14 protein-coding genes are annotated in these 13,472 nt (G+C 28.0%); 6 read left to right on the top strand and 8 right to left on the bottom strand.

Annotated elements, in window-relative coordinates:
- The first annotated feature begins 21 nt into the window (after window positions 1-21).
- Window positions 22-1,263 (top strand): ComEC/Rec2 family competence protein, encoded by a 1,242-nt coding sequence (locus tag CJ670_RS05835; protein ID WP_105939231.1) that lies wholly within the window; start codon window positions 22-24, stop codon window positions 1,261-1,263.
- Between the two features lie 12 nt (window positions 1,264-1,275).
- Here CJ670_RS05835 and CJ670_RS05830 read toward each other — a convergent pair whose 3' ends face one another.
- From CJ670_RS05830 to CJ670_RS05820, 3 genes are all read right to left on the bottom strand, one after another.
- The gene (locus CJ670_RS05830) at window positions 1,276-1,605 is read right to left on the bottom strand and encodes a hypothetical protein (protein WP_105939230.1); all 330 of its coding nucleotides are present in this window, start codon (window positions 1,603-1,605) and stop codon (window positions 1,276-1,278) included.
- 12 nt (window positions 1,606-1,617) lie between these two features.
- Window positions 1,618-2,898, bottom strand: coding sequence for a sulfite oxidase (locus CJ670_RS05825; RefSeq protein ID WP_105939250.1), 1,281 nt, complete (start codon window positions 2,896-2,898; stop codon window positions 1,618-1,620).
- A gap of 189 nt (window positions 2,899-3,087) precedes the next feature.
- The gene (locus CJ670_RS05820; protein WP_105939229.1) at window positions 3,088-3,969 is read right to left on the bottom strand and encodes a DMT family transporter; all 882 of its coding nucleotides are present in this window, start codon (window positions 3,967-3,969) and stop codon (window positions 3,088-3,090) included.
- Window positions 3,970-4,099: 130 nt separating this feature from the next.
- Between CJ670_RS05820 and sugE the strand changes: the two genes are divergently transcribed.
- Window positions 4,100-4,417: a quaternary ammonium compound efflux SMR transporter SugE gene (gene sugE, locus CJ670_RS05815; protein WP_105939228.1), complete on the top strand. Its 318-nt coding sequence runs from the start codon at window positions 4,100-4,102 to the stop codon at window positions 4,415-4,417.
- On the opposite strand, the gene CJ670_RS05810 is transcribed toward sugE, so the two are convergent.
- From CJ670_RS05810 to CJ670_RS05790, 5 genes are all read right to left on the bottom strand, one after another.
- On the bottom strand, window positions 4,407-5,549 hold the full coding sequence (locus CJ670_RS05810) for a sensor histidine kinase (RefSeq protein WP_105939227.1): 1,143 nt from the start codon (window positions 5,547-5,549) through the stop codon (window positions 4,407-4,409). The two genes, sugE and CJ670_RS05810, sit on opposite strands and share 11 nt — an antisense overlap.
- Complete coding sequence (locus CJ670_RS05805) at window positions 5,539-6,198, bottom strand: response regulator transcription factor (protein ID WP_105939226.1); 660 nt, start codon at window positions 6,196-6,198, stop codon at window positions 5,539-5,541. The genes CJ670_RS05810 and CJ670_RS05805 overlap by 11 nt, the downstream gene beginning before the upstream one ends.
- Complete coding sequence (locus CJ670_RS05800) at window positions 6,195-7,139, bottom strand: cache domain-containing protein (RefSeq protein WP_105939225.1); 945 nt, start codon at window positions 7,137-7,139, stop codon at window positions 6,195-6,197. Before CJ670_RS05800 ends, CJ670_RS05805 begins: the two co-directional genes overlap by 4 nt.
- Before the next feature lie 15 nt (window positions 7,140-7,154).
- Entirely contained in the window at window positions 7,155-8,153 is a 999-nt protein-coding gene (locus tag CJ670_RS05795; RefSeq protein WP_105939224.1) for a c-type cytochrome, read from the bottom strand.
- A gap of 95 nt (window positions 8,154-8,248) precedes the next feature.
- Window positions 8,249-9,013, bottom strand: coding sequence for a M48 family metallopeptidase (locus CJ670_RS05790; RefSeq protein WP_105939223.1), 765 nt, complete (start codon window positions 9,011-9,013; stop codon window positions 8,249-8,251).
- Between the two features lie 246 nt (window positions 9,014-9,259).
- Between CJ670_RS05790 and CJ670_RS05785 the strand changes: the two genes are divergently transcribed.
- From CJ670_RS05785 to CJ670_RS05770, 4 genes are all read left to right on the top strand, one after another.
- Entirely contained in the window at window positions 9,260-11,836 is a 2,577-nt protein-coding gene (locus CJ670_RS05785; protein ID WP_105911924.1) for a bifunctional aconitate hydratase 2/2-methylisocitrate dehydratase, read from the top strand.
- 140 nt (window positions 11,837-11,976) lie between these two features.
- Complete coding sequence (locus tag CJ670_RS05780) at window positions 11,977-12,411, top strand: phosphoribosyltransferase (protein ID WP_165785192.1); 435 nt, start codon at window positions 11,977-11,979, stop codon at window positions 12,409-12,411.
- 2 nt (window positions 12,412-12,413) lie between these two features.
- A complete protein-coding gene (locus CJ670_RS05775; RefSeq protein ID WP_105939221.1) occupies window positions 12,414-12,806 on the top strand; it encodes a DUF423 domain-containing protein in 393 nt (130 codons plus the stop codon).
- 157 nt (window positions 12,807-12,963) lie between these two features.
- The gene (locus tag CJ670_RS05770; RefSeq protein ID WP_105939220.1) at window positions 12,964-13,464 is read left to right on the top strand and encodes a YajQ family cyclic di-GMP-binding protein; all 501 of its coding nucleotides are present in this window, start codon (window positions 12,964-12,966) and stop codon (window positions 13,462-13,464) included.
- Window positions 13,465-13,472: the final 8 nt, after the last annotated feature.

The raw sequence follows: 13,472 nt of genomic DNA, 5'->3' as shown, positions 1-13,472 counted from the left end.
AAATCTTGTATAATTTAACTTATGCAAGATTTACAAATATCAAAAAATAGTCTATTTTTTACTCTTTTTCTAATTTTTGTTTTTATGATAAATATTTCATTTAACTATTTTTCATATAAAGAGTTAAAAAAAGAGTATATTTTTGAAACAAAAGCAGAAGTTTTAAATATATATCCAAAAGAAAAATTTGATGTTGTCAAGCTAAAAGGTGAAGGTTTTGAATTTTTTGCATCTTTTTCAAAAGATGATAATATCAAAAAACTAGATTTACTAAATGTAGTTTTTGATACTAGAAATATAAGCTTTTATAGCTATTTAAAAGGTTTCTTCACAAAAATTTTGTACTTTGATAATATAGAAAAAGAGAATAGAATAAAAGATAAAATTGTCAAAAATATAGAAGAAAACCACGATGATTTTATGATAAAAGAGCTTTTTAATGCTCTGTTTCTTGCAATTCCAGTTTCAAGTGAACTAAGAGACATAATTACAGCTTATGGTATTGCACACGTTGTTGCCTTGTCTGGATTTCATCTAGTTGTTTTATCTTTTGTGATTTATTGGATTTTGTATTTTCCTTATAGTTTTTTGCAAAACAGATATTTTCCATACAGAAATAGAAGATTTGATATTTTAATAATAACTATGGTGATTTTATTATATTATTTAATTTTAACAGATATTGTCCCATCTCTTTTACGAGCTTTTGTACTTTTTTGTATGGGAATTTTTCTTCTTCGAAGTAACATAAAAGTTATTTCATATATCACACTTTTTTATACTTTTTTGATAGTTATTGCACTTTTTCCACAATATATTTTTAATATTGGTTTTTGGTTTTCTATTTTTGCAGTTTTTTATATCTATTTATTTATTCAATATTTTAAAGATGGAAATAAGGTTTGGCTATATATTTTCTTTAATATTTGGATGTTTTTAATATTTAACCCAATAGTTCACTACTTTTTTGCTCAAACTGCACTAGAACAGTTTTATTCAATTCCTATTACAATATTTTTTACAATATTTTATCCACTTGAAATAGTTGCACATATTTTTAATATATCTTCCTATTTTGATGATTATTTAAAAATATTTTTAGAAAATAAAATCTATGTTTATGAAGTTTTTACACCTTTATATTTTTTTATTTTATATATTCTGTTTTCATTTTTTTCAATTTGGAGTAAAAAATCTTTTTTTGTATTAAATATTTTGATGATAGGGTTTAATTTTTATTTGTATATAAGTGGGTATATTTAAACCCACTTATAGTTAATTTGGCATATCTTTTATTTTTAAGTTTGTTCTTCTATAAACATTCCCAGGCGGGTAGTTTGTCTCAAGATAAGTTAAAATTTCATCCTCTATTTGGGGAGTAAATTGCCATAAACCTTGAGTTCTTTGCATCCAAACAATCATAGATTTCCAAGTTTCTCTATCACCTTTTTGTGTAGTAATAAATCTTGCACTATGACAAACAGTACAGTTTGCTTTTACAGTTTCAAAACCTTTTGCAATAATCAATCCAGATTCACTATCAATTTTTTGTGCTTGAAGGAAAATAAATGATGATGCTAAAAGTAGTAGTAATACTTTTTTCATACATAACTCCTTTTATACAACTTGAACAGCGATTCTGTGACAAGCGTTGTTTAAATAACCTCTTGGATTCCATCCTGGTAAAATTATTGGTTGCATTTTACCATTGCTATCTTCTGCTCTTGCCCAAACTTCATAATAACCTTTTTCTGGGAATTTAACACTTGCTTCCCAAGTTTGCCATGCAGTTTTATTTAGTGGTTTATTAACTTTTGCTTTTTGCCAAGTTGCACCAAAATCTATTGAAATGTCCATTTTTGAAACTTTTAAATCTCCAGCCCAAGCTTTTCCATTTAGATTTAATTTATCATTTAAAGAGTGAGTAAGACCTGATTTTGGGAAAGTAATAAGTGATTTTACAGGCATAGACTCTATTACACACATATTCTCATTTGGTACAGTAGAACCAGGAGCCACAGGTTCGCAAGGCATTCTATAAGATTGTCCTAACATTTTTTCACCATCATGCTCTTTATTTCTAACTACAATTTTACCTAACCATTTTCCAGAAACAGAAGCTGGCCATCCACCAATTACCAATCTTAAAGGATAACCATTTTGGTATGGAATATTTTCACCTTCATAAGCCCAAGCTATTAAAACTTCATCTTCTAAAGCTTTTTTAATAGGAACTCCTCTACTAATAACTACTTTAGTAGGATCTCCACTTAAGTGTGTATCTTTTCCATAATATCCAATATAAACAGCATCTTTTTTAATTCCACAAGACTCTAAAACATCTTTTAATCTAACTCCTGTCCATCGTCCACAACCAACTGCTCCAAGCTCCCATTGATTTCCTTTTGTTGGTGGATTAAACTCAGCTCTTCCATTTCCACCACATTCTAGTGTTAGTGCATAAGTGTGATGTTTGAATTTACTTTTTAACTCATCAATAGTAAATGTTGTTGGATTTTTACAGCTCTCACCTGATATTTCCAAAGTCCAATTTTTTACATCTATATTTTCCATAGCTGGTGGTGTACCATTGTTTCTAACAAAGAAATGTTTATCAGGTGTAAACTCATCATTTAATAAATGAGGTGGTGTTTCAGCATTTATAGGTCTATCGTTTAAGTATATTAATCCCTCTTTTCCTGGTAGTGAAAAAGGGATATCCGAATTTGCAAGGGCTGCTGGAATTAATCCACTTGGCATATTTTGTGCAAATGGTATGTTTGAGCCAACAATTGCTGCCATTGCTAATAAAGAACTTTTTCTTAAAAATCCTCTTCTAGAAGTTGGTTCAACTTCTCTATCAAATATATCCAAATCAGCTTTTATAGGGTCTTTCATATAAGCTTCATGAATTCCTATAGTTTTAATTTTTTTATTTTTCAAAACTCTCTCCTTAGAATTAAATATTAAGATAAATCTTAATATTTAATTGTAGTATGAAATAAAAAATATAAGATAAATTTTGAGTTTATAAGTTTAATTTAATATTTAAAAGTAAAAATATGTAACATTTTTACTTTTAATATTCTACTTTTGCCTTAAAATTATAATCGTAGCAATTGTTGAAAGCAAAATACCTATCAAAACTCCAAAAGAGATAGTATATCCTTCAAATAAAAACATTATAATAGCAACCAAAGCAGGGCTTAGATAAACGTATGCCATAACTTTTTTCGCCCCTAAAACTAAAGTTGCTTTTTGATATAAAAATAGTGTGATTATTGTTGTTCCTATTACTAAATACAAAAGTAAATAAATGTGATTTAGCTCCAACTTATTCCATTCATAAGGAATATTTAGAATTTGCATAGTTAAACTCATCCAAATAATTCCACCAATTAGTGTAGCAAAAACTAAAACAAGTAATTGATCTTTTTTACTATATAAAAGCTTTATAAATACAGGATACAATGCCATACAAAAGGAAGCAAGTAGAAAGACAATATCTCCATTGTTTAGTGAAAGAGATAAAAATAGGTTTAAATCTGCATTAAATACAACGATACAAGTAGAAATTATTCCTAAAATATAAATAAATAGTTGTTTTAAGGCAATTTTTTCTTTAAAGAAAAAGATACATAAAATTGCAGTCATCAAAGGAACCAAAGTATAAATAGCTCCACTATTTAAAACCGTAGTATCTTCTAAAGCTTTTAGCATTCCAATAAAGTATAAAGTATATACAAGACTTACAATCATAGCTTTTGGAACTACTTTTATTACTTCTTTTACTCTATTTTTGTTGAAAATAACTACTGGGGATAAAAATATAAGAGCCAAAATAAATCTTAATAAAGTCAAAGATATTGGATCAATTAAACTTGACAATTTTTGTGAAGCTAAAAATGAACCAGCTATTAAAATAGTTGCTATTAATATCATAATATGGGCATTTATTCGTTCATTCAAATAAAATCCTTTTATTTATTTTAAGAGTATTTTATCTGATATTTACTAAAATACACTTCTACAAAAGCTAGGACGACCTAGCCTCTTTACTCAACTGAGGACGGCCTCAATATTCAAATAAAGGATTTTTATGAGTTGGACAATACTATTTTTAGCAGGTATTTTTGAGATATTTTGGGCAATTGGTTTAAAATATACTGATGGATTTACAAAACTAATTCCTACAATTTTTACTATTGTTACTATGATTATTAGTTTTTATCTTCTAAGTCTTGCTTTAAAAGCTCTTCCTTTAGGAACTGCTTATGCTATTTGGGTAGGAATTGGAACTATTGGAACTGTTATTGCTGGAATATTTTTGTTTGGTGAGTCTATGAATTTGATAAGAGTTGTAAGTATTTTATTTATTCTTCTAGGAATTATTGGTCTAAAAATAACTACAAATTAAATGTATATATGAAAGTTGTTCCAAAGTTTTCTTTGGAAACAACATCTATTTTTATACTGTTTTTCAGACAAATATTTTTTACAATACTAAGACCTATTCCAAAACCACCTGTAATTTTATCACCTCTGTAATATCTTTCAAAAATTGTACTTGTATCTTTTATTCCAATGCCTTCATCTTTGAAAATTAGTTTTATATTGTTTTCATTTTTTTCTAAATTTACATAGATATTTGAACTATTTTTTGAATATTTTATGGCATTTGAAAGATTATTGTCAATCAATCTAAAAGCCTCTATTTCATTAAAATAAATCTCTATATTTGGTTCTATACTCTTGTAAAAAGTTATATCTTTGCTTACTGCTAAGTCATTAAAAAACTCAACTCTTTTTTCCAAAAATAAAGATAAATTAATATTTGTTTTTAGCTCTTTTACCTCATTTTGTTGCATATAATACTCTAAATCTTCATATATAATTGTCATATTTTTAAGAGCTGATTTTATTCTTAAAATATTTTTATCATTTTTTATCCTCATTGCTAGCATATCTGTATTTATTCTTGCAACTCCTATTGGAGTTTTAAGCTCATGCATTGCATCTTTTAAAAATTCATCTAAATATACATTTAACTTTTTATACGGTTCAATGCTTTGTTTTATAACAAAAAATGAGAGTAAAAAGATAAAAAAGGTAACTATCAAAAGAAGAATTAAAGCATTGTAGATAACTTCACTATAATCAATATTTTTACAAACAATCAAAGATGAAGCATCTAAAATGTTTGCTTCTAAACTTTTTTTATAGCAAAACTTATCACTAAAAATTTTAAAATCTTCATCAAAAAAGATTAAAGAGTTATTTGAAGCAAATATCTCATTTTTATTTTTATCAAAAATTGAAGAGAAATATATATTTGATCTTGGATAGTAAAAAATATTACTATTTTGTTTCTCAAAATTTTCTATTTTTAAAAAAATTTGATTTGAATAGTTTTGTAAGTCTATTCTGTCTTTTATATCTTGATTATTTTTTGTTGCATCTATATAAAAATATATTGGAATAAGAGCGATTAAAAGTGTAATTGTTACTTGAATTACAATATATTTTAGTTCAGATTTGCTATTTATCAATTTTATAACCTAAAAATCTCTTTGTTTTTATAAAATCTTTGTCAGTTTTTTCTCTAACTCGCTTAATACACATTCTAATATCTGCATAAGAAATATCTTTATTATCCCAAACATTTTCATGTAAAGATTCAATAGAGATATAAAAACCTCTATTTTGTACCAAAAAAGATACAAGTTCAAGCTCTTTTGATGATAAATCAACTAGCTCTTCATCTCTGTAAAGAAGAGATTTTTTTATATTGTATTTAAAATCAAGTTCTAACTCTATGCAATCATCACTTGAGTTAAAATGATTTTTTATAAGTGCTTCTATTCTAAATTTTAACTCAATCATATCAAAAGGTTTTCGTATATAATCATTACAACCTAAAGTGTAACCACGGCTTAAATTGTTTATATCTGTAAGTGAAGTTAAAATTATAATTGGAGTATCAATAGAAGCTTCTCTTACATGCTTTACAAGCTCAAATCCATCCATTTTTGGAACTCTTATATCAAGTAATAGTAAATCATATTTTTTATCGAAAATTGCATTTAAAGCATCTTCTCCATTGTCAAAATCATCAACTACAAAATCAAGCTCTTCTAAAAACTCTTTTATTGAAATTTTATATAAATAATCATCTTCAAGAAGTAGTATTTTTATCATCTAATTATTATCTCTTTTTTTGAAATATCTTTTAAATTTTTTTGATTTTCTTTTATATTTATATCTCCGAAGTATTCATATTTAGGTAAGTATTTAAAACTATTAAATTTTTTATCAAAACTTATAAGCAAAATTCCAACACTTTTATTTCCAAACTCTCCTAGGGGAATTTGAGTAAAAACTTTTTCATTTGTTTCATAATAAAAATTATCATTTTTAAGGTAGTTTGGATTTTTTATTAAAATATCAAGTAAATTTTTACTAAAACTACTATTTAAAATAACATAATTTTCCAGTTTAGTATTGTTAGTATGATAAGTTGCAATATCTAAATAATATTTTTCAAGTAAAATCATAGAGTCAATACCTAAGCTTTTTAACCTATTTATAAGTGGATTAAAATCGACTATTACTTCAATAGAACCAATAAATAAGTTATTATGATTGTAAATTGGTGCTATTGCTTTTATATTAAATCTTTTTCCCAACTCAGTTGAAACATACGGTTCATTTGAATCTTTTACTTTTACAAGTCCTTCTCTAAAACTATCTAGTTTTAGTCCAAAATCTACATCTTCCCAACTTCTAGTAAAAACTTCTAAATCTTTTGTATGAATTTGTATATCTATACTGTTTTTTGTATATGTTTTTATAATATTAAGTAGTTTTAAAAGCTCTTTTTTTAGTTCTATATGGTTGTTTTTTTCTAAATTATTTATAATATCTTGATTTTTAGAAAACATTAAAGCTAAAGATAAAGCTTGGTTTTTTTGATTTTCTAGTTCATCTTGTACAATTTGAACTTGATTTTGCACAAAAATATCTAAAGTTTTTTCATTTAAGATATTGTTGTATTTATATAAAAAGAGTAATAAAGTAAATATAAATAAAGTAAATAAAATAAAAGTTTTTTTATAATTTTTTATAAAAGGAAGTATCATAAAGATACTCCTTTTTTATTTATTTGTTTTGATAAATTGTCCAAATGGTCCAAATCTTCTATCATCTGAATCTTTTCCTTGTATGTAAGCATCAGGAGCTTTTACAGCAGCATCTGGAAAATCTTTTTCTCTAGCAGCTTTTTCTGGTCTTTCGTGTTCGTTTAAATTCATATAAACAGCAACATTATAAGCCTCTTCATCTGTTAAAATCGGATGTTCTTTTGTAGCACCCAAAGGCATATTTGCTTTAATAAAGTCCATAGCTTTTAAAGTTCTGTACATTCCAGCACCTTTATTGTAGCTATCTTTTCCCCAAAGCGGAGGAAACGTATATCCATTTGCAAGACCTTCGTTTTTAACACCTTCTCCATTTACTCCATGACAAGAAGCACAGTGAACATCATATACAACTTTCCCCTTAACTGGATCAGCTTTTGTTGTTTGTATCATTTTTCTATTTACTTCAGTCAAACCAATTCCTTCAACTTTTGCTCCAATTGGAACACCTTGACTTAACCAATAAATATATGCTTCAAAAGCTTTCATCTCTTTGCTTGAATTTGGAAGTGCTTTTCCATTCATACTTCTTTCCATGCAACCATTTATTCTATCTGCTAAAGTTCCTATTACATTCTCTCTTGGTCTATATTGTGGAAAATTTCCATAAATTCCTACAAAAGGTGCTGCATAAGGTTTTGTTGCAGCTTCTAAGTGACAAGTTTGACATGATAAGTTATTTCCAGCATATCTCATATTTTTATCTTTAACTTCAGGACCTATATGTTTATATGTATTAACAGTTAGTTCCTTTCCGTATCTTATTAAATCACCAAATTGGTTATTTGGAATTGTACTTTCATCTGGAATTTTATACTCTAGTTTTTCACCTTCATATTTGTATCCAATACTGTTTCTTTCTTGTATAAGTTTTTTATCAAACTTAACTGGCTCAGAAGCAAACAAAGAACCAATACTTAATGCACCAAAAACGGCAACTGTTATAATCTTTTTCATAAATAACTCCTCCTACGATTTATTAATATAAAGAATCATATCTTTTTAATATAACTTGAATGTAACAAAAAATAGATAGACTTTTATAAATCTATCTATTTTGGTTCATTTCCAATCTTATTTATTACAGTTTGAATATCTTTTGTTCTATTTTGTGAGCTTGGATGTGTAGAAAAAAAGTCATTTCCTCCACTTTTACCCTCGCTCATATTTTCCCAAAATTTAGTAGCTTCATTTACATTGTAACCAGCTTTATGCATCAAATAAATACCTATTTCATCTGCTTCACTCTCTTGCATTCTTCCATAAGGAAGCATAACTCCCAAATTTGAACCCAAACCATAAGCTTGATTAAATGCATTTTGATATTGTGGAGCTGTTGCTGAAACTGCTACGCTTCCAATTAATCCAACACCTTGTTGTATCATTCCTTGTGTAACTCTTTCAGCTCCATGACGTGCAAGTGCATGAGCTACTTCGTGAGATATTACAGTTGCTAATTGGTCATCATTTTTAGCATACTTTAAAATTCCCGTATATACAACAACTTTTCCACCAGGAAGACAAAAAGCATTTGCTTGGTTATCATCAACTAAGTTAAATTCCCATTTGTAGTTTGGTTGATTTGCAGCAACTGCAATTTTTTGCCCAATAGTCTGAACTCTTACAGCATCTTTTGTGCCTGTTATAACTTTTACTTCACTTAAAGACTCTTTATATGATTTTTCACCTAAAGCTAACTCTTCTTGTGCTGACATAAGAATTAGTTGTGAACGGTTTGTATATGGAGTTTTGTGCGTACAAGCTGAAAACAAAATAGCTACAAATGTAGCAAATATAATAACTTTAAAATACCTCATTTTTTCCTCTTTAAAATAAAATTTTACTATTTAATCAAAAAAAAGTATAAAAATAGTTTAATTTTTGATTGTACACAAATTGTACAATATTAATATACTATAATCTATTAAGCATTTATATAACTACAAGTGTAACTTTTATTTACAAAATATAAATTTGTACAACTATAAACAATAATTGTACAAAGATATTTAGAACTTTGTGATATAATTCACCCAAATTCTTAAAATTTAATAGGAGAAAAAATGAGTTTATTACAAGATTATAAAGCACACGAAGCACAAAGACAAAGCGAAGGTGGATTACCAGGTCTTGCTCTTACTGCTGCTCAAACTGCTGATTTAGTAGAGATTTTAAAATCAAGTAAAGTGGAAGATGCACAGTATGCATTAGATTTGTTTAAAAACAAAATCAACCCAGGTGTTGATGATGCTGCTTATGTTAAGGCTGCTTTTTTAAATGATGTTGTTCAAGGTAAAGTTGCATGTTCTGTTATTTCAAAAGTTGAAGCTATTGAAATTTTAGGAACAATGATGGGAGGGTACAATGTACCACCACTTGTTGAAGCATTAAAAGTTGCTGAAGTTGCAGATGCAGCTGCTAAAGAGCTAAAAAATACAATTCTTGTTTACAACTCATTTAATGATGTAAAAGATTTAATGGATGCTGGAAATGCAAAAGCTAAAGAAGTTATTGAATCATGGGCAAATGCTGAGTGGTTTACAAATAAATCAGCTTTAGAAGAAGAAATTACTCTAACAGTTTATAAAATTCCAGGTGAAACAAATACAGATGATTTATCTCCTGCAACTGTTGCATTTACAAGAGCAGATATTCCATTACACGCAACTGCGATGTTACAATCAAGAATGGAAAAACCTTTAGAAAAAATGGAAGAATTAAAAGCAAAAGGTCATCCTTTGGCTTATGTTGGAGATGTTGTTGGAACTGGTTCATCAAGAAAATCAGGAATCAACTCAGTTCAATGGCATATGGGAAGAGATATTCCAGGTGTTCCAAATAAAAGAACAGGTGGAGTTGTAATTGGTTCTATCATTGCACCAATTTTCTTTAACACAGCAGAAGATTCAGGATGTTTACCAATCGAAGCAAACGTTGATAGTATTGAAACTGGAGATGTTATTACATTAAAGCCATACGCTGGTGAAATCTTAAAAGATGGAAAAGTTGTATCAACTTTTAAATTAAATCCAAATACTTTAACAGATGAGATGAGAGCAGGTGGAAGAATTCCTTTAATTATTGGAAAAGGATTAACTGCAAAAGCTAGAGAAGCTCTAAAATTAGGTAATTCAACTTTATTTATCGCTCCTGAACAACCAGCTAACAATGGAAAAGGTTATACTCAAGCTCAAAAAATGGTAGGACGAGCTTGTGGTGTTGAAGGTATTAAACCTGGAATGTATGTTGAGCCAATCGCTACAACTGTAGGAAGCCAAGATACAACAGGACCAATGACAAGGGATGAGATTAAAGAACTTGCAGCTCTAAGTTTTGGTGCTGATATGGTTATGCAATCATTCTGTCATACAGCTGCTTATCCAAAACCAGCAGATATTAAATTAAGACACACTTTACCAGATTTTATTAATTCAAGAGGTGGAGTTACACTTAAGCCAGGTGATGGTGTTATTCACTCATGGTTAAATAGACTTTGTTTACCTGATACTGTAGGAACAGGTGGAGATTCACATACAAGATTCCCAATTGGTATTTCATTCCCAGCTGGTTCTGGTCTTATAGCATTTGCTGGAGTTACTGGTATGATGCCTTTAACTATGCCAGAATCTGTTTTAGTTAAATTTAGTGGAAAAATGCAACCAGGTATTACTTTAAGAGATTTAGTAAATGCAATTCCATATTATGCAATTAAACAAGGATTATTAACAGTTCCTAAGAAAAACAAAAAGAATATTTTTGCTGGAACAATTGTTGAAATTCAAGGTTTACCAGAGTTAAAAGTTGAGCAAGCGTTTGAATTATCAGATGCATCAGCTGAAAGAAGTGCAGCTGCTTGTTCTGTTCAATTAAACAAAGAGCCAATTATTGAGTACCTATCTTCAAATATCGCTTTAATTGAAAAAATGATTGAAGAGGGTTATGAAGATTCTAAAACTCTTCAAAGAAGAGCTGATAAAATGAAAGAGTGGATTAAAAATCCAAAACTACTTGAGCCAGATGCTGATGCTGAGTATTTAGCTACAATCAATATCAACCTAGATGAGATTAAAGAGCCAATTTTAGCTTGTCCAAATGATCCAGATGATGTTGCAACTTTAAGTGAAATATTAGCTGATGACTCAAGACCAAAAAATATTGATGAAGTATTCGTAGGTTCTTGTATGACAAATATTGGATTATTTAGAGCTTTAGGAGAAGTATTAAAAGGTGAGGGTGCTGCTAAAGCAAAACTATGGGTTGCTCCTCCTACAAAAATGGATGAAGCTCAATTAACAGAAGAGGGATACTATGCAGCATTTGCAGCAGCAGGTGCTAGAATAGAAATTCCAGGATGTTCACTATGTATGGGTAACCAAGCACAAGTTAGTGAAGGTTCAACAGTATTTAGTACAAGTACAAGAAACTTTGATAACAGACTTGGTAAAAACTCAAAAGTTTATTTAGGTTCTGCTGAAGTAGCTGCTGTTGCTGCACTTTTAGGAAGATTACCTTCTGTAGAAGAGTATTTAACAATTGTTGCTAAAAAAATCAATGAAAGCAACAAAGATGGAGTTTATAAATACCTAAACTTCCACCAAGTTACATCTGAACACTTAACTACACTTTTAACTTCAAGATAATTGAATATAAATATATAAAAAGAGTTTTCCTCTTTTTATATAAACTAAACTCACAAAACCACAAAATAAGCAATAAATTGCTAATATACTTTTTTTAAACAAAGGATATTTTTTTGAATAAACTATATTATAGTTATGAAATGTGTAAAAAAGATACTCAAAAACTAGTAGATATTTCTAAAAGTTTTCAAGCGGATGCATTTTTAAGTGTTGCAAGAGGTGGGTTAACTCTATCTCATCTTATGGCTCAAACAATGAACCAAAGAAATATTTTTACAATAAATTCAATATCTTATGATAGAAAAAACCAAAAAGATAGTATAGATATTTTTAATATCCCAGATTTAAAATCTTATAAAAAAGTTTTGATTATAGATGATATAGTCGATAGTGGTAAAACTATGATAGAAATTTTCAAAATATTAAATGAAAAATTCCCAAATTGTGAATTTAAATTAGCTACACTTTTTTATAAAAAAACAGCTTTGATTAAACCTGATTTTTATATAAATGAAACAGATATGTGGATTGAGTTTTTTTGGGAAGTTGATATACAAATGAAAGAAAAGATATAAATATGATTTATGATAGTAGAGCTAGAAAATATCTAGCATTTTGTTTTATTCTATTTGCAAGTGCGATTGCTTTTGGAGCTTTTGGAGCTCATGGATTAAAAAAAATATTAACACCTGAGATGTTAACAATTTTTCATACAGGTGTAGAGTACCAGTTTTATAACACTTTAGCACTTTTTGTTATAACTTTTTTAACAATGCTAAGAGCTTATAATAGTAAGCTAAAATTGGCACAAAATCTGCTAATTATTGGAACTTTAATTTTTAGTATTTCACTATATGTATTAACAATTTTTAATATTCCAAAACTTGGAATGATTACACCAATTGGTGGAACTTTACAAATTATTGCTTACATAATTGCTGCTTATGCAGTTTTAAAAGATAATAAATAGGCAAGGCTTCATTCTTGAAGCCCTTTAGGTTTTTGCTACTTTTTAGGGGATTTTTTAATCCCTGCTATATGAAATCCTGTCTTGTACAGGTAAAAAGTAGAAATAAATGAAACGGTTCCTTTTTCAATAGGAACTATTTAAAAAGGAGAAAATAAAAATGGCAGTAAAAGAACATTCACTAGATATTTCAGCAAAACTTGATATGCAAGAGATGAAAAATGCAGTTATTCAAGCACAAAAAGAGATAGATAATAGATACGATTTTAAAGGAATAAGTAAAGAGATTGATTTAAATATTGGAGCAAAAACTTTAACTCTTGTATCTTCAAGTGATAATAAAATTGATGCAATGCTTGATATTATGATTTCAAAAATGAATAAAAGAGATATAAGTATAAATTCACTTGAAGAGTTAAAAAAAGAGGATAGTAGCGGTGGAAATAGAAAATATAGCTACAAAATAATTGATAGTATTGAAAAAGATGAAGCAAAAAGAATTCAAACAGAGATTAAAAATTTAAAATTAAAAGTAAGTGCTGTAAATCAAGGTGATACTATAAGATTGACTGGTAAAAATATTGATGATTTACAAGTAGTTATGAAACATTTAAAAAGTTTAGATTTGAAAGCCCCATTGGTTTTTGATAATTTTAAATAGTGAATTTT

The sequence above is a fragment of the Arcobacter cryaerophilus gv. crypticus genome (assembly GCF_002993025.1).
Lineage (GTDB): Bacteria > Campylobacterota > Campylobacteria > Campylobacterales > Arcobacteraceae > Aliarcobacter > Aliarcobacter cryaerophilus_B.
The sequence above is the reverse complement of the archived record's forward strand: the minus strand, read 5'-3'. Positions and strand labels throughout refer to the sequence as shown.